Below are 15,677 nucleotides of genomic sequence, written 5' to 3' on the forward strand. Positions count from 1 at the left end.
TCGCCCTTGTTGGTTCGAAATCAAACCATTGACGTGTTTGTCAAGAGCGATTGCGGCGGCATTTCCTCTAGTTTCGCTAGATCACATCCCTCCAAAACTAAGTTTTCATAGATTTTTTGACACTACCCTTTAATAAGTTTAACAATATCATAAAAAATTTCCTTTGGAACAAGTAAATTCAATCACTTTATTATACTCCCATTATAAACGAACCTTGGAAATGAAAATGACAAAATCCTGATAAATTTGGATTTTGTCATTGTAAAGGGTGAAAACATTATTGAACATTTTCTTCAATATAGTCCCCAATTTGACGGAATTTATCATAGCGATCCTGGATAATTTCTTCTTCTGACATGACCGTCAATTCGTCCAGCCCTTTTTTCAAGTATTCTTTTAATATGTTTGCTTGTTCAGCCGGATTGCGGTGGGCCCCTCCAGGCACTTCAGGAATGATTTCATCGATGATGCCCATTTCCTTCAAGTCTTGGGCAGTGATTTTCATTGCCTCCGCCGCTTGTTTTGCAAGGCTTGCATCCTTCCATAATATGGAGGCGGCACCTTCCGGAGAAATTACGGAGTATGTGGAATTTTCCAGCATATAAATGCGGTTTGTCACGCCCAATGCCAAAGCTCCGCCGCTTCCCCCTTCACCAATGACCACGCTGATGACAGGCACCTTAAGTCCGGCCATTTCAAATAAATTTTTGGCGATCGCCTCACTTTGCCCGCGCTCTTCCGCCGCTTTTCCCGGATAAGCCCCTTTTGTATCAATAAAGCAAATAATCGGGCGTTTGAATTTTTCTGCTTGTTTCATTAAACGCAGCGCTTTGCGGTACCCTTCCGGATGGGGCATACCGAAATTCCGGCGAATATTTTCCTTCGTTCCTTTTCCGCGCTGATGGCCAATAATGGTCACCGGCTGCCCTTCAAAGGACGCGATTCCTCCGACGATCGCTTCATCATCGGAAAAGTATCGGTCACCATGCAATTCGATGAAATCTGTAAATATTTTCTCAATATAATCAAGGGTGGTTGGCCGCTCCGGATGTCTCGCCACTTGCACCCGATTCCAAGGTTCCATATTCGAATAAATTTTGATTTCCAATTGGCGCAACCGTTCTTCCAATGTCCGGATCTCATCGGACATGTCTACATTCGCCGTTTTGGCCAATTCCCTCAATTCATCTATTTTTTCTCTCAGTTTAATGATCGGCTCTTCAAATGATAAAGGTTTAGACATGAGATACTCCTCCCCTCTTGTGCAATTTCACAATCGTCGCCACTTTATCCCGCATTTCTTTGCGATGGAAAATGGCATCCAGTTGGCCATGGGCGAGCAAAAATTCTGCCGTTTGGAAATCATCAGGCAACTTTTCCCTCACCGTTTGTTCAATCACCCTTCTCCCGGCAAAACCGATGAGCGCTTTAGGTTCGGCAATATTGATGTCCCCGAGGGATGCAAAGCTTGCTGACACTCCACCGGTTGTCGGGTCCGTCATGATGGAAATGAAGAGCAACCCTTCATCGCTGTGCCGTTTTAATGCAACGCTCGTCTTTGCCATTTGCATTAACGAGATGACGCCTTCCTGCATCCGTGCACCGCCGCTTGCAGTGAAGATGATGAACGGCACTTGCATTTCCGTCGCTTTTTCGATTGCGCGCGTAATTTTTTCACCGACAACGGAACCCATGGAACCCATTCTGAAATGGGAATCCATCACCGCTACAACCACATTTTCCCCTTTCAACGTTCCGCTTCCGGTTAAAACCGCTTCGGACAATCCCGTTTTTCTCATATCCGCTTCCACTTTTTCGATGTAAGAAGGGAAATTCAGCGGATTCGTCGTGCGCAAATGTTCATCAAAAGGTGTAAATGATTCCACATCCAAAAAAGAGTCGATCCGTTCCCATGCCGTCATTTTAAAATGATGGTCGCAGTTTGGGCATACTTTAAAATTCGTTTCCACTTCTTTCGTTAAAAAGATTTTTCGGCATGATGGGCATTTTGTCATTAAATCCGCCGGAAATGAACTTTCTTTTTTCGGATTTAAAATGGCCCCTTTCGATTTTTTACGATTTAAAGATAGCAAATCTTTTATCGCCACGTTTTTTCCCCCTAGTAATCATTTTTATTCTTCACGGAGCTTTATAAATAGTCCAGCCATTCGGTATATGCTTTTAAAGCTTCTTTTTCATAACCGAGCCGCAATGAGGTCAACAATCTTTGCAAAATCGGTTTTTCTTCCTCCGTCGTCACTTTTTTTAATGCACCTGCGCTATAAGCGGCGAGTTGAATCCATATGCGCAAAGCCAAACGATTTTCAGAGGCGATCAATAATTCGCGCAAAATATGATCCCGAATGACTTCCGTTTCCAATTCAATTTTTAAAAATAAGCTTTCCCAAACGGGGAGTTCCCTTAACCGTTTATTTGCACAAATGATGCGTATCGCTTCTTTTTCATGAATTTCCCGGGTTTTATGGACATCACGTATCGATTGATTTTCTTGCAAAATAAAAGTCGCCAATAATTCCACAAGCCGGTATTGTTGCGAAGAGGCCAAAAAAGTGCCTCCACCATGCCAGGTTTCAATAATGCCCAGCAATTCCAAGCTGCGGAGCGCCTCCCTCACCGAAGATCTGCCGACACCCAGCATCTCTGATAAAACTCTCTCGGAAGGCAGTTTGTCACCCGGTTGCAGTTTTTCCCTAATAATCAAGTCTTTCAATTTGCTGACAATTTCCAGAAAGACTTTTTTGTTCTCCTGTTTCTCATTCATGTTCACTTTAATCTTTTTAACAACCCCTTATTCCGATCCCGTTGGAAAGGATAGTTCAGAGAAGTTCACCATTTCGACAAAAAGTGGTCAGACCACTTTTGTTCCAGTTTACAAAATGTTTTCTCCTTTGTAAAGAAAAAACTGTGCAAAAACGCACAGTTTCTGTAATTTCTGATAAAAACTCTCTCGTTATTGAAGCAATTTAATTATTTTTATGATAATTTGAGGCTGATTAAAACGGTATTGCACTTTTCCTTCCAGATAGACTAGCAGGTCTTCTCTCAGCCAACCCATGCATTCATTATATTGTTTCGGAAAAATCGTGGTGGATATCGAACCATACTCATCCTGCACTTGAACAAAGGCCATCAATTCTCCGTTTTTCGTGCGGAGTTGACGAATGGATTCCACCATTCCGGCAAATTTCACATAAGTGTCCTGCGGTGCCCGCTTCAACTGAAGAATGTTGGTATCGACATGCAGACGTTTGCGCACGGTTTCAACCGGGTGTTCCGTCAAATAAAACCCTAATACTTCCTTTTCAAATTGGAGTTTCATTTTATTGGGAACCGGTGGAACTTCCATATATTTCGGCTTTCCAAACAAAGAAGCCTGCGAAGTGAATAAATCCTCATCTTCTGTCGGCCGGACGATTCCAGCATGTTTTTCCGCCGCTTCAATCGTCGCTAGAAGCGTTGCCCGGTCTTTGCCGAAGTCGTCGAGCACCCCCGCTTTGATCAAGGGTTCGATGGATTTTCGCGTGAAATATTTCCCGCTCAATGCAACGGCCAAATCGAACAGGTCGGAAAACTTGCCTTGCTCCTTTCGAACCTCCATCAATTTTTGCAAAAAGGATTGGGAGACGCCCGATATGGCTGATAAGCTGAACCTGATGCTTCCGTTTTCCACGGTAAACACTCTGCCGCTTTTATGGAGGGATGGACGCAAAATGTTTATGCCCTTGCTTCTCGCTTCCACAATAAAGGAGAACAACTTATCTTGATTTCCCGTTGCAAAAGTCATCATCACCGCGTAAAACTCCAAAGGAAAATGGGCTTTTAAGTAGGCCATTTGATAGGAAATCATGCTATAAGCTACTGCGTGGCTTTTCGCAAATCCGTAATCCGCAAAGCGGACGATCTGTTCATATACCGATTCCGCCACTTCTTTGCCGTATCCTTTGTTAATGGCACCATTGACGAAAGCGACTCTTTGTTCTTCCAACACTTCCCGCTTTTTCTTGCTGACCGCTCTTCTTAGCAAATCGGCCTGTCCCAGGGAGAATCCCGCCAAAATGTGTGCAATTTGCATGATTTGTTCCTGGTACACAATGATGCCGTACGTTTCTTTCAGGATCGGCTCCAAATCCGCATGGGGCATAATAACAGGCTCAAGCCCCTTTTTTCTTGCCGCATAAACCGGTATAAACTGCATTGGTCCGGGTCTGTATAAGGCATTCACCGCGACAATATCGGAAAATTGGGTAGGGACAATTTCCTTCAGCGCATTTTTCATCCCTTCCGATTCCAGCTGGAAAATCCCCAACGTATCCCCTTTTTGCAAAAGTTCAAAGGTTTGTTTGTCATCAAGGGGAATCTCATTGAGATCGATACGCCGATTTCGGGTGTAGTAAATCATTTTTTGAATTTGTTCAATCATCGTTAAATTGCGCAATCCCAAAAAGTCCATTTTTAGCAGGCCCATTTGTTCCACTTCCTGCATCGGCCATTGGGTCAGAAAAATGCCGTCATGCCCCTTTTCGATCGGAACGACCTCCACCAAAGGAACCGGGCTTAACACAACTCCTGCCGCATGGGTGGAAGCATTCCGGGGCAAGCCTTCCAATTTCAGCGCCGTTTCAAACCAGCGTTTCCGGATTCCTTCCCCTCCGACCCAATTTCTGAAAGCCTCATTCGTCTTATATGCTTCCATCAATGTGATGCCCGGCTTATTCGGAATAAAGCGGGAAATCATTTCAAGGGTATCCGGTTCGAAATTGAACATTCTTGCAACATCCCGGGCTACGGCCTTTGCTGACAGCGTTCCGAAGGTGATGATTTGTGCCACATGCTTTTCCCTATATTTTTTTGCCACATATTCGATGACTTCTTCCCTTCTCGTATCGAGAAAGTCTATATCGATATCCGGCAAGGTCACCCGCTCGGGATTCAAGAACCGCTCAAACAACAATCCATATCGGATCGGATCCACTTGGGTGATGTACAGGGAATAAGCGACCAGGGAGCCTGCGGACGAACCCCTTCCAGGTCCTGTTAAAATATGTTGTCTGCGGGCATAATTCATAAAATCCGCCACAATCAAAAAATAATCCGAAAAGCCCATGGAACATATGATTTCCAGTTCATAATTCAATCGGTTCACGTAAATTTCATTGGGGGAATCCGTTTTTAAGCGTTCTTTTAGGCCCTTTAACGCAAGCCTTTTTAACACCTGTTCGGCACTTTGTCCTTCCGGCAAAGGATATTTCGGCATGATATGTCCTTTCTGCTCAATTTCCACTTGGCATCCGAGAAGCATCTTTCTGCTTTCTTCCAACCATTCTTTGCGGTCTTGAAACCATTTCATCCATTCTTCCCGGGTTGGGGTATAATGGTGCCCTTCTTCTTTCAAAGATGATTGTTCACTCAGTTTGACACCCAGATCGATGCTTCTGGCCACCCGATAACTGAAGGCATCTTCCCGCTTTAAATATAAACATTCATGAAGTGCCAGAATCGGAATATGTAATGTTTCACTAAAACGGAGGACTTCGCTTTCAAATGCGGATTTTTCCCCGCCTATTCTTGAAATCCCCAACCATAACCGACCGTGGAAAATCCCCTTCAACAATTCAATCATGGAGGCATTCTCCAACCAAACCCCATCATCATCGATGGCGGGAATGACGATGCAAATGCCTTCCGAGTAGCCTTTTAGCCACTGGATTGGCAAATGTTCATCATCTCTTATGGCAATGCTGCTTGAGATTTTTAACAGATTTTTATAGCCGATGTTGTCCCGTGCGTAAATCAGAAGGGGCAGAACGATGCGGCCGGATTGTATTTTGGCGGTCAGGCCAATGACGGGATGAATCCCTGCCTTTTTTAATCCATGGTAAAAAGGCAAAAGCCCGTACAATTTCGAATTGACGATTGCACAAGCTTCTGCCTTTTGTTCAACTAAAAAAGGGATGAGTTCTTCCATACGAATCGTACTTTTTAATAAATCTGCACTTGTTCGTATTTGCGGATAAACGGACATCTGCATCCCTCCCAACTTTTATTGATACTCTTTGCAAAGCTGTTTCAAGTCTGCAATCACTTGATCCACTTCTTCCCATGAATAGGCGGTCGCACCGGATGCCAAAGGATGTCCGCCTCCATGGTATTTTTTTGCAAGCTCGTTGATGATTGGCCCTTTGGAACGCAATCTTACACGGATTTCATTTTCTTCTTCAACGAAAATCGCCCAGGCACGGACCCCTTTGATATTGCTGAGGGAGCCCACCAATGAGGACGTTTCGGAAACAGTGACATCAAATTCTTTCAACAGTTCTTTCGGAAGCTTGATGAAAGCAGCTCCGTTTTCATCCATTGTGAAGTTTTGATACACATATCCTTGCAATTTCAATAAATTCTCTTCCATCTCATACATGCCATTGAAAATTTCATTGCGGTCAAATGAATATTGTATCAATTGTCCCGCAATTTCAAAGGTTCTTGTTGTGGTGCTTGGAAATAAAAATCTGCCCGTATCTCCAACAATTCCCGCAAAAAGGAATCTCGCCGATTGTTCTGTCATTTTCCAATTTTTATAAACCCGGCCTTCTTCATACAATTCATAAATCATTTCACTGCAGGAACTGGAAGCGGTGTCAACCCACAACAAATCGCCGTAAGCATCATCATTGGGATGGTGATCGATTTTTATAAGAAAGTCTCCTTTGGAAAATCGTTGATCATCAATTCTTTCTGTATTTGCCGTATCTGTCACTATGACAAGTGCCCCATTATATACCTCATCCGGAATATTGTCCGGACGGTCCAAATAAGACAATAATTCATCATGGGTGCCAACAGCATATACCTTTTTATTTGGATAATTGTCTTGGATCAATGCTTTTAACCCCATTTGGGAACCGTATGCATCCGGATCCGGACGGACATGCCTGTGAATGATGATGGTATCATATTGCTCAATTGTGTCGATGATTTGTCTTTTCAAATTATGACCCTCCAAAATATGATAAAAATTTTAATTAGTATATTAGCATTTTTCTAAAAAAATCGTTACAATAATTTTAGTTTGTTTAGGAGGTTCTGAAAATGCTGAATGCTTTATTGGTCACACTTATTATTGCTTCATTCGCCGCTTATTTTTACTATAAAACGAAACAATTCCGTTCCACTTTGCCGATCCAAAAAAAATGGTATAAAGCAAAAGCAGGCGTTGCTTTAGGTCTTTTTGTCGTTTTTTTTGGATTGAACACCTTCGTGGTACAAGATTCAATGTTAGGTTATATTGTCGGGGCAGTTTTTGTCATCGTGGGATTAATGGAATCCTATTTCAATTTGAAACGTGCAAAACACGAAGGAAAATTTGTCAAACAGGAATATGAATTAAACAAACAGTAATTGTAAGAAATAAACTTTGAAAAAAGTTGTCCAATCGTGCTTGGACAACTTTTTTTATGCAGTTTAACGATCGAGCAACTGGAAGGTGGCCATCGCTTTCCCAACGAGTGAATCTTCATGAAAAACATCAAAATCCATTTTCACGAATTTTCTACTCATATCCAATATATGTGGAACGACCTTTAGCACACTATCCATCTGAATCGGCTTGATATAATAAGTGGCAATATTCTCCAGCACGGCATCTCCCCGTTTTCTTCTTTTCAATGCAATCAATCCCACTTCCGTGAGCAGGGTCGTAAAGGCACCATAAGATACCGCACCATATTGGTTCGTCATCTGTGGAGTCACCGTAAACTCGACGACAACCTCTTCTTCGCCCAGCACTTTCATTTCGCCTTTGACGATATCATCAATGGTCTCGCCATGCTGCGGTTGGTGTTGGGATGTTTGCAACGCTTTCAATACGTCCTGGCGGCTGATGACGCCTTGCAAATATCCGTCATCATCCACCACCGGTAGCAGATCGATTCCTTCCCAAACCATCCGGTGACCCGCCGAAGCGACACTGGTTTTCATGGAAACCGAAATCGGATGTTTTGTCATGACTTTTTCAATCAATTCGTTCCCGTCTTTCCCGAATACGTCCTTCACAGTGACAATTCCCACTAATTTATTATTTTTTGCAACAACCGGAAAAGCGCCATGGGATGTATGGGCATTCAAAGAGTGGAAATCGGCCACCGTTTGACCGACCGTGAGTTTCGCCGTATCTTCCAACTTCACATAAATGTCTTCTATCAACAAGATGTCCTTTTTAATGAGTTGGTCATAAATGGCACGGTTAATCATTGTTGCAACGGTAAATGTATCATAACTGGATGAAATGATCGGCAATTCCAATTCATCGGCAAGCCTTTTATTTTCTTCCGTCGTATCAAAACCGCCCGTGATCAACACGGCAGCTCCCGTCTTTAAGGCGTTGTAATGGGCTTTGATACGGTTGCCGACAATCAAAAGGCTTCCCGGATCGGTATAGCGCATCATATCTTCCAGCTGCATTGCGCCAATGACAAATTTATTCAATGTTTTATGCAGCCCCGCTTTTCCACCGAGCACTTGTCCGTCCACGATATTGACGATTTCAGCGAAAGTCAAGCGTTCAATATTTTCTTTCTTTTTCTTTTCAATTCGGATTGTTCCGACACGTTCAATGGAACTCACCAAGCTTCGATTTTCCGCTTCTTTGATTGCCCGATAAGCCGTGCCTTCGCTTACCTGCATTTCTTTCGCAATTTGCCGGACTGAAATTTTTTCGCCAATAGGTAGTGACTCGATATATTGCAGTATTTTTTCATGTTTTGTTGACATCGATATCACCTGTTTTCATCGTACTTTCATTCTACTCCCATAGTGTACCATATTTTCAATTATGTATAGAAAAAAATCGAGAAAGCCGTCATGGATATTTTCAAAAAAGAAAATTCCCCATAACCTGCTTTCTCTTGTCCTATTGATTTAGCATCCGCTTTGATATTTAAGGCAATTCAACCTTTTGCCCCGGCTCCAAAATTTGCACTCTGCTGTTTTTCACCAATTTGGCAAAGTCATTAGGATCTTGTTTAATTAACGGGAATGTATTGTAGTGGATTGGTACGACTGTTTTCGGTCTCAACAATTCCACCGCATATGCCGCGTCTTCCGGTCCCATTGTGAAGTTGTCCCCGATTGGCAAGAAAGCGACATCGATGTCATTGCGGTCGCCAATCAATTTCATATCACCGAATAACGCAGTGTCGCCTGCGTGATAAATAGTCAAACCTTCCGCATAGAACAAGATTCCGCCAGGGTTTCCTGCATTGACGACTTCCGTTTCCGTTTCATAAGTGGAACCGTGGAAAGCAAGGGTATATTTCACTTTACCGAACGGGAACTGATACGCCCCTCCAACGCCCATCGGATGCGCATTCACGCCTATTTTTTGCAGATATACGGCAAGCTCATTCAAGGCCACCACTTGGGAATTGTTCGCCTTTGCAAGGGCGATCGCATCCCCTACATGATCGTTATGACCGTGTGTAAGCAAAATAACATCCGGTTTTTCTTCTTCCGCTTTTAAATCTGTCAAAGGGTTTCCGGTAATAAACGGGTCGATTAGGATCGTGGTACCATTCGTTTTGATCTTTACAACAGAATGACCATGGTAAGAAATTTCCATTAAGATTCCCCCTCCAATAAATTAAATTCATCTTCATTATTTCTACATATCCATCTTTTTTCCTTCTTTTTGCTATACTAATACTGTAATATTTCAAATTCGTGTTTATTAACACAATGTTGGAGGAAATTTTCATGAAGAAAAGAATTGAAAAGGTCCAGTCATACTTGAAGGATCAGCATATTGATTTGGCTTTTATCACAAATCCCGATAATGTTTTTTATTTTTCCGGTTTTCGGAGCAATCCCCACGAGAGATTACTCGGTATTGCAATCTTTCAGGATATGGACCCGTTTATCATTTGCCCCAAAATGGAAATTCCGGATGCAAAAGCTTCCGGTTGGCCATTTGATGTGATTGGTCATGGCGATACGGACCAGCCATGGAACATATTGGCAAATGAAATCCAATCCCGTACAAAGAACATTTCAACGATCGCCATTGAAAAGGAACATCTCACAGTCGATCGCTATGAATCGCTGCAATCGTGTATTCAAGATGCAAGTTTTGTTTCAATCGATGAGCAAATGAATCAATTACGGGTTATCAAAGATGCCGATGAACTCGAAAAATTAAGACAAGCTGCCGCGCTTGCGGATTACGCGATAGATGTTGGCGTAAAAGCCATCAAAGAAGGGATCACGGAACTGGAAATCGTCCAAATCATTGAAAGCGCCATCAAGGAAAAAGGATACTCCATGTCTTTTGAAACGACTGTATTGTCCGGACCAAAGGCGGCATCCCCGCATGGTACGCCAGGCAACCGGAAAATCCAAAAAGGTGATTTCGTTTTATTCGATTTAGGTGTCATCTATGAAGGATACTGTTCCGACATTACCCGCACCGTCGCTTTTGGGGAAATTACGGAAGAACAACGGAAAATCTACGAAACCGTGAAACGTTCGAACGAACAATCCATCAAAGCAGTAAAACCCGGCGTTCGCTGCATGGATTTGGACAGAATTTCCCGGGACATAATTTCACAGGAAGGATATGGCGAATATTATACCCACCGGTTGGGTCACGGCCTCGGCATTTCAATTCATGAATTCCCATCCGTAACAGGAACAAATGAGTTGGAATTGAAGCCGGGAATGGTCTTTACAATTGAACCTGGCATTTATAAAACCGGAGTTGCCGGAGTCCGTATCGAAGATGATGTCGTAGTGACGGAAAACGGCGTTGAAGTATTGACAAAATATCCAAAAGAATTGATTATCCTTCAATAACGTGACGGAGCTTCTCTTTCTCCTTGAGACTTGAGAAGCTCCATTTTTTATACCGTCGTTTTCTTTTTCCCCAAATACGCTTCAACGATCCGCTCATCTTTGAGCAAATCTTTTGCGAAACCTTCCATGATGATTTTTCCGGTTTCCATGACATAACCATAATCCGCGATTTTCAACGCTTGTTTCGCATTTTGTTCCACCACTAATACGGTTGTTCCTTCCTCTTTAATCTCTTGAATGATGCGAAAGATTTCCGAAACAATGATGGGAGCAAGCCCCATCGATGGTTCATCCAGCAGCAACAGCTTCGGTTTTGAAAGCAATGCGCGGGCGATGGCCAGCATTTGCTGCTGGCCGCCAGACAACGTGCCTGCCAATTGAGTTTGGCGTTCCTCCAAAATGGGAAACCGTTTCATCATCTGTTTGATGTCCTCTTTTACATTGCCATCTTTTCGATGATATGCGCCCATTTCAAGATTTTCCAGCACGGTCATTGTTGATAAGATCGCGCGTCCTTCGGGAACGAGCGCGATTCCTTTTCTCAGGAGTTGATGGGGTTTCAATCCCGTCACATTTTGACCTAAAAATTCCACCGTCCCTTTTTTTGGTTTTAACAGACCTGCAATCGTCCGCATCGTCGTCGATTTGCCGGCCCCATTCGCTCCAAGAAGGGTGACGATTTTCCCTTCCTCCACTTCCAGATTGATTCCTTTTAAAGCCTGAATCTGTCCATAATAGGTTTCGATGTTTGTCAACTTAAGCAATCGACTCTTCCTCCTCTTTGCCGAGGTAAGCCTCGATCACCGCTTCATTATTTTGAATCTCTTCCGGCTTCCCTTCCGCCAACTTCTCCCCAAAGTTTAAAACAGTGATCCGATCGCATAACCTCATCACCAGGGACATATCATGTTCAATGATGAGAACGGTAACGCCCATTGATTGGATGGTTTTAATCAGCTCAAAGAGGCTTTCCGTCTCGGTTTCATTCATGCCGGCCGCCGGTTCATCAAGCAATAATAGTGTTGGATTGCTCGCCAGTGCCCTTGCTATCTCCAACCTTCTTTGCTGACCGTACGCCAGATTTTCCGCAAATTGATCCTTCCATTGTTCCAGCCCGACGAGCGCCAACAATTCTTCCGCTTTTTCCTTCAGCCTTTGTTCCTCTTTCTTCTGTGATTTCACCCGCAAAACGCTCCGGAAAACCCCTGAATTCACTCTTGAATGTCCGCCGACCATCACATTTTGCAGTGCGGTCAGTTTAGGAAACAAACGGATGTTTTGGTATGTCCTGCAAATACCTTTCTCGGTGATTTTATAAGGCTTCAACCCCGTAATCTTTTCTCCATTAAAAAAAATCTCTCCGGAAGTCGGTTCCACCAGATTGGTGATGCAATTGAACATCGTCGTCTTACCGGCTCCGTTTGGTCCGATTAAACCGTAAATTTCACCTTGTTGTATGGAAAAAGAGATATTTTTTAATGCGGTGATACCGCCAAAACTTTTTGTGATATTTTTTACTTCAAGGACCATCAGCCAGTCCCCCTTTTCATTCTTTTTCCTCTCATCCGGAGTAATAAATGGACATCCAAAATGCCTTGAGGGCGAACGGCCATTAAAATCACAAGCATAATCCCGTACAAAATGTAACGATAGTCGCTGACAGAACGCAATAATTCAGGAAGCAATGTCAAGATCACCGCTCCAAAAACGGAACCGATGACCAGTTCACTGCCGCCAAATACCGTAAAGATCAAAATTTCCACTGCCCGATGGTACGAAAAATCGGCAGGTGAAATAAAGCCGATGGTATGGGCAAAAAGAGCTCCGGCAAGACCTGCGATAAAAGCCCCCTGGGCAAAAGCCAGCACTTTATAATAAGTGATATTGATTCCCATCGATTCTGCGGCTTTCTCGTCCATTTGGATGGAAGCAAACGCCCTTCCAATTCTCGAATTTTTCTGGCGAATCACAAACCACAACAGAACCGACACAATGATCAATAACAAAATGGCAAGAGCCAAATAAACAAATTGGTTATTTCTCAAACCGAATGCTCCGGGTTCCAACCCCGCCGCTTTCGCAACGTTCAACAAAGATCTTCCCAATTGGGGGATTCCCGTCAGTCCGACCGATCCTTTCGTCACGTTCTCCCAATTGATAAAGAATACGCGAATCACTTCCCCAAAGCCTAATGTGGCAATGGCCAAATACACCCCTGTCAGTCTTAATGAAGGGATTCCGACAATGATGCCGACCACTCCTGCCAACAGTGCGCCAACCAGGATGGTGATATAAAGGGGCAGTTCAAAATGAATGGCCAGGAGTGCGGATGTGTATGCACCGATTCCCATAAATCCCGCGCTTCCCAACGATAATTGTCCGCTTGACAATGGGACATACACACTTAATGCCAACATGATATTAATCAAAATGAAGCATAACACTTGCAAATAATATGGATTTAACACTTCTCCCAACATCTTATCACCTACCCTCCGCCGCCTTGGAACCGAATATTCCTTGTGGACGGATTAGTAAAATGAGAATAATCATGATAAAGGCGATGGCATCCCGATATCCTGAATCACCATAGGCAACAAGGAATGTTTCGGACAAACCGAGAATCAAGCCGCCAACGACCGCTCCTTTCACGCTTCCCATTCCCCCTAAGATGATGATGGCAAGCCCTTTCAACCCCATCGATAATCCCATCTGAGGACTTACAGAGTTGAAAGCCATGCCGACCAAAATTCCCGCGATGCCTCCCATACCGGAAGCAATCATCACCGTCAACGTGATGATTTTTTTCGTATCGACGCCGAGAATGCTTGCCGTTTCGATATTCTCCGCAGTGGCTCTCAGCGCTTTTCCCGCTTTGGTTTTCGATAGCCATATGGATAATCCAATCATTAAAATGACCGAGATGACAAAAATGGTTATCTGCACTAAATAAATCGTCACCGATCCGATTTCAAATCGGATCTCCGCAAATTCAGCGCGAAAAGGTTTGTTCCCGGCGCCAAACAAATGATGGGACAAATTTTCAAGGAAAATGGATACCCCAATCGTGCTGATTAATGGCGCCAAATGGGATACGCCTTTTTTTCCTCTTAACGGACGCAAACTGAAAACTTCCAAGAAATATCCCAAAATGGCCGTAACGACAATCGATGCAAGAAATGCAAGCCACAGCGGCCAGCCCAGTACGCTTGTCGTCAATACGCCGATAAATGCCCCCACCATGAAAATTTCTCCATGGGCCATGTTGATGATGCCCAGGACGCCAAAAACGAGCGTAAACCCGAGGGCGACAATCGCATAAATGCTCCCTAACGTCACGCCATTGATTAACTGTTCAATCAGCATAATCGATCACCCTTCATGAAAAGCAGAATTCGAGGTTACTCCTCGAATTCTACAAATTTCCCATCTTTTATTTCTACTACGGTAACGTCCATCACCACGTCACCCACGTCGTCGAAGGAGAATTTTCCTAAAATGCCATCAAAATCTTTTGTCGCTGCCAACGCATCGCGGAAAGCATCACGGTCCTCCCCAGTGCCGGCTCTCTTGATGGCATCCGCATAGATGTAGAGAGCATCATATGCTTGCGCAGCGAATTGGTCCGGCTTTTTCCCGAATTCCGCTTCGTAATTTTTGTTGAATTCGACGATTTTTGGATCTTCAGAATCTCCGAAGTAAGGTGTTCCTACGATTAAACCATTTGCCGCGTCACCTGCAATCTCGATGACTTGGGGTGAATTGAAACCGTTTCCGCCAACGAACGGAACGGAAATGCCCATTTTGCGTGCCTGATCGAGAATGACAGCCCCTTCATTATATAGACAGGATGCCAACACCAGGTCCGGATTTGAATTTTTGATCTTTGTCAGTTGCGCTTTATAATCACTTTGCCCTTTTTGATATGTTTCAATGGTTGTAATTTCTAATCCCATTTCTTCGGCTTTTCTTTTCATTACTTCAAATCCGCCTTTTGTTAAAGCATCATCGTTTCCATAAATGAGGGCCACTTTCTTTGCCCCTGTTCTTTTCACCGCTTTTTCAATGGCCGCTGGTATCGCCAATGATTCAGGAACGGCATTTCGGAAAACGTAATCGCCGATTTCAGGAATCCCATCAACGGTTGTGGATGTTCCCATAATCGTAATTCCATTCAAATCCGCTTCCGGAGCAACGGCAAAGAATTCCGTGCTTAACGTTGGGCCAATAATCGCGAGAATGGAGTCGTCCGCCATCAATTTCTGTCCAACGTTCACCGCCTGTTCCGCTTCTCCTGCCGAATCTTCTATCACTAAATCAATATGGACTTCGCCCTGCTCATTAATTTCTTTTTGCGCCAATTTCAACCCTTGTGTTATCGCCTCTCCATAGGCGGCTCCGGCACCGGACAAATAGGAGATGACCCCGATTTTCGCTTCGATTGCACCACCTGTTGCTTGCCCTTCATCAGTCGCATCGCTTTCTTCACCGCCGCTTGTCGAATTGCCGCAAGCAGCCAAAACCAATAGCGAGAATGCTGCCAACATTGTCAAAAAGAAGTGTTGATATCTTTTCATCATGACCCCCCTGATTTGGAAATCTATTAAATTTACACTACGCAAGTAATGTAATTTCTATTTTTTATTCTATTAACCGAATTTTTGAAATATTACAAATGCATAAAAAAGAGGCTGGGACAAAACTAGCTTCTAGATAGGAAAAAGGAGAATTTGAGCCAACTCAAATTCTCCTTTTTCCATTTATCCCCATTATTTTTGGTTAGTTGATCTTTGTTGGCCGTGTATTTTCGTAAA

The 15,677-nt window shown here is 43.6% G+C and carries 14 protein-coding genes; 2 read left to right on the top strand and 12 right to left on the bottom strand.

Annotation, left to right across the window (positions count from 1 at the left end):
- Positions 1-277 precede the first annotated feature (277 nt).
- The 5 genes from accA to ACFPOH_RS12625 form a co-directional block, all read right to left on the bottom strand.
- Complete coding sequence (accA, locus tag ACFPOH_RS12605) at positions 278-1,243, bottom strand: acetyl-CoA carboxylase carboxyl transferase subunit alpha (RefSeq protein WP_342468942.1); 966 nt, start codon at positions 1,241-1,243, stop codon at positions 278-280.
- Entirely contained in the window at positions 1,236-2,108 is an 873-nt protein-coding gene (accD, locus tag ACFPOH_RS12610; RefSeq protein WP_342468941.1) for an acetyl-CoA carboxylase, carboxyltransferase subunit beta, read from the bottom strand. Before accD ends, accA begins: the two co-directional genes overlap by 8 nt.
- A 41-nt stretch (positions 2,109-2,149) precedes the next feature.
- Positions 2,150-2,782 carry a FadR/GntR family transcriptional regulator gene (locus tag ACFPOH_RS12615; RefSeq protein WP_390309952.1) on the bottom strand — a complete coding sequence of 211 codons (633 nt, stop codon included), beginning with the start codon at positions 2,780-2,782 and terminating at the stop codon, positions 2,150-2,152.
- Between the two features lie 189 nt (positions 2,783-2,971).
- Positions 2,972-6,043: a DNA polymerase III subunit alpha gene (gene dnaE / locus ACFPOH_RS12620; protein WP_390309953.1), complete on the bottom strand. Its 3,072-nt coding sequence runs from the start codon at positions 6,041-6,043 to the stop codon at positions 2,972-2,974.
- Between the two features lie 18 nt (positions 6,044-6,061).
- Positions 6,062-7,006 (bottom strand): DHH family phosphoesterase, encoded by a 945-nt coding sequence (locus ACFPOH_RS12625; RefSeq protein WP_342468938.1) that lies wholly within the window; start codon positions 7,004-7,006, stop codon positions 6,062-6,064.
- Between the two features lie 101 nt (positions 7,007-7,107).
- Between ACFPOH_RS12625 and ACFPOH_RS12630 the strand changes: the two genes are divergently transcribed.
- The gene (locus ACFPOH_RS12630; protein ID WP_342468937.1) at positions 7,108-7,416 is read left to right on the top strand and encodes a YtpI family protein; all 309 of its coding nucleotides are present in this window, start codon (positions 7,108-7,110) and stop codon (positions 7,414-7,416) included.
- A gap of 63 nt (positions 7,417-7,479) precedes the next feature.
- Here the strand turns inward: ACFPOH_RS12630 and ACFPOH_RS12635 are convergent, their stop codons facing one another.
- Positions 7,480-8,787 carry a DRTGG domain-containing protein gene (locus ACFPOH_RS12635; RefSeq protein ID WP_342468936.1) on the bottom strand — a complete coding sequence of 436 codons (1,308 nt, stop codon included), beginning with the start codon at positions 8,785-8,787 and terminating at the stop codon, positions 7,480-7,482.
- A gap of 166 nt (positions 8,788-8,953) precedes the next feature.
- Positions 8,954-9,634, bottom strand: coding sequence for a metal-dependent hydrolase (locus ACFPOH_RS12640; protein WP_342581653.1), 681 nt, complete (start codon positions 9,632-9,634; stop codon positions 8,954-8,956).
- 134 nt (positions 9,635-9,768) lie between these two features.
- On the opposite strand from ACFPOH_RS12640, the gene ACFPOH_RS12645 reads away from it, so the two are divergent.
- The gene (locus tag ACFPOH_RS12645) at positions 9,769-10,863 is read left to right on the top strand and encodes a M24 family metallopeptidase (protein WP_342468934.1); all 1,095 of its coding nucleotides are present in this window, start codon (positions 9,769-9,771) and stop codon (positions 10,861-10,863) included.
- Between the two features lie 47 nt (positions 10,864-10,910).
- On the opposite strand, the gene ACFPOH_RS12650 is transcribed toward ACFPOH_RS12645, so the two are convergent.
- Genes ACFPOH_RS12650 through ACFPOH_RS12670 form a run of 5 tightly spaced genes read right to left on the bottom strand, consistent with a single transcriptional unit; the run spans position 10,911 to position 15,440 of the window.
- Entirely contained in the window at positions 10,911-11,627 is a 717-nt protein-coding gene (locus ACFPOH_RS12650; protein WP_390309957.1) for an ABC transporter ATP-binding protein, read from the bottom strand.
- A complete protein-coding gene (locus ACFPOH_RS12655; RefSeq protein ID WP_342468932.1) occupies positions 11,620-12,393 on the bottom strand; it encodes an ABC transporter ATP-binding protein in 774 nt (257 codons plus the stop codon). The genes ACFPOH_RS12650 and ACFPOH_RS12655 overlap by 8 nt, the downstream gene beginning before the upstream one ends.
- Entirely contained in the window at positions 12,393-13,343 is a 951-nt protein-coding gene (locus ACFPOH_RS12660; RefSeq protein ID WP_342468931.1) for a branched-chain amino acid ABC transporter permease, read from the bottom strand. The genes ACFPOH_RS12655 and ACFPOH_RS12660 overlap by 1 nt, the downstream gene beginning before the upstream one ends.
- Before the next feature lie 4 nt (positions 13,344-13,347).
- Positions 13,348-14,229, bottom strand: a complete 882-nt coding sequence (locus ACFPOH_RS12665; protein WP_342468930.1) for a branched-chain amino acid ABC transporter permease — start codon at positions 14,227-14,229, stop codon at positions 13,348-13,350.
- Positions 14,230-14,264: 35 nt separating this feature from the next.
- Entirely contained in the window at positions 14,265-15,440 is a 1,176-nt protein-coding gene (locus ACFPOH_RS12670; RefSeq protein ID WP_342468929.1) for an ABC transporter substrate-binding protein, read from the bottom strand.
- Positions 15,441-15,677: the final 237 nt, after the last annotated feature.

The organism is Ureibacillus suwonensis (assembly GCF_042655065.1).
In the GTDB taxonomy this organism is placed as follows: domain Bacteria; phylum Bacillota; class Bacilli; order Bacillales_A; family Planococcaceae; genus Ureibacillus; species Ureibacillus suwonensis.

What these genes read in the sequence shown, in the direction of transcription:
- accA (WP_342468942.1), bottom strand. Translation starts at nt 1,243, where the DNA reads ATGTCTAAACCTTTATCATTTGAAGAGCCGATCATTAAACTGAGAGAA.
- ACFPOH_RS12615 (WP_390309952.1), bottom strand. Translation starts at nt 2,782, where the DNA reads ATGAATGAGAAACAGGAGAACAAAAAAGTCTTTCTGGAAATTGTCAGC.
- dnaE (WP_390309953.1), bottom strand. Translation starts at nt 6,043, where the DNA reads ATGTCCGTTTATCCGCAAATACGAACAAGTGCAGATTTATTAAAAAGT.
- ACFPOH_RS12630 (WP_342468937.1), top strand. Translation starts at nt 7,108, where the DNA reads ATGCTGAATGCTTTATTGGTCACACTTATTATTGCTTCATTCGCCGCT.
- ACFPOH_RS12635 (WP_342468936.1), bottom strand. Translation starts at nt 8,787, where the DNA reads ATGTCAACAAAACATGAAAAAATACTGCAATATATCGAGTCACTACCT.
- ACFPOH_RS12640 (WP_342581653.1), bottom strand. Translation starts at nt 9,634, where the DNA reads ATGGAAATTTCTTACCATGGTCATTCTGTTGTAAAGATCAAAACGAAT.
- ACFPOH_RS12645 (WP_342468934.1), top strand. Translation starts at nt 9,769, where the DNA reads ATGAAGAAAAGAATTGAAAAGGTCCAGTCATACTTGAAGGATCAGCAT.
- ACFPOH_RS12655 (WP_342468932.1), bottom strand. Translation starts at nt 12,393, where the DNA reads ATGGTCCTTGAAGTAAAAAATATCACAAAAAGTTTTGGCGGTATCACC.
- ACFPOH_RS12660 (WP_342468931.1), bottom strand. Translation starts at nt 13,343, where the DNA reads ATGTTGGGAGAAGTGTTAAATCCATATTATTTGCAAGTGTTATGCTTC.
- ACFPOH_RS12665 (WP_342468930.1), bottom strand. Translation starts at nt 14,229, where the DNA reads ATGCTGATTGAACAGTTAATCAATGGCGTGACGTTAGGGAGCATTTAT.
- ACFPOH_RS12670 (WP_342468929.1), bottom strand. Translation starts at nt 15,440, where the DNA reads ATGAAAAGATATCAACACTTCTTTTTGACAATGTTGGCAGCATTCTCG.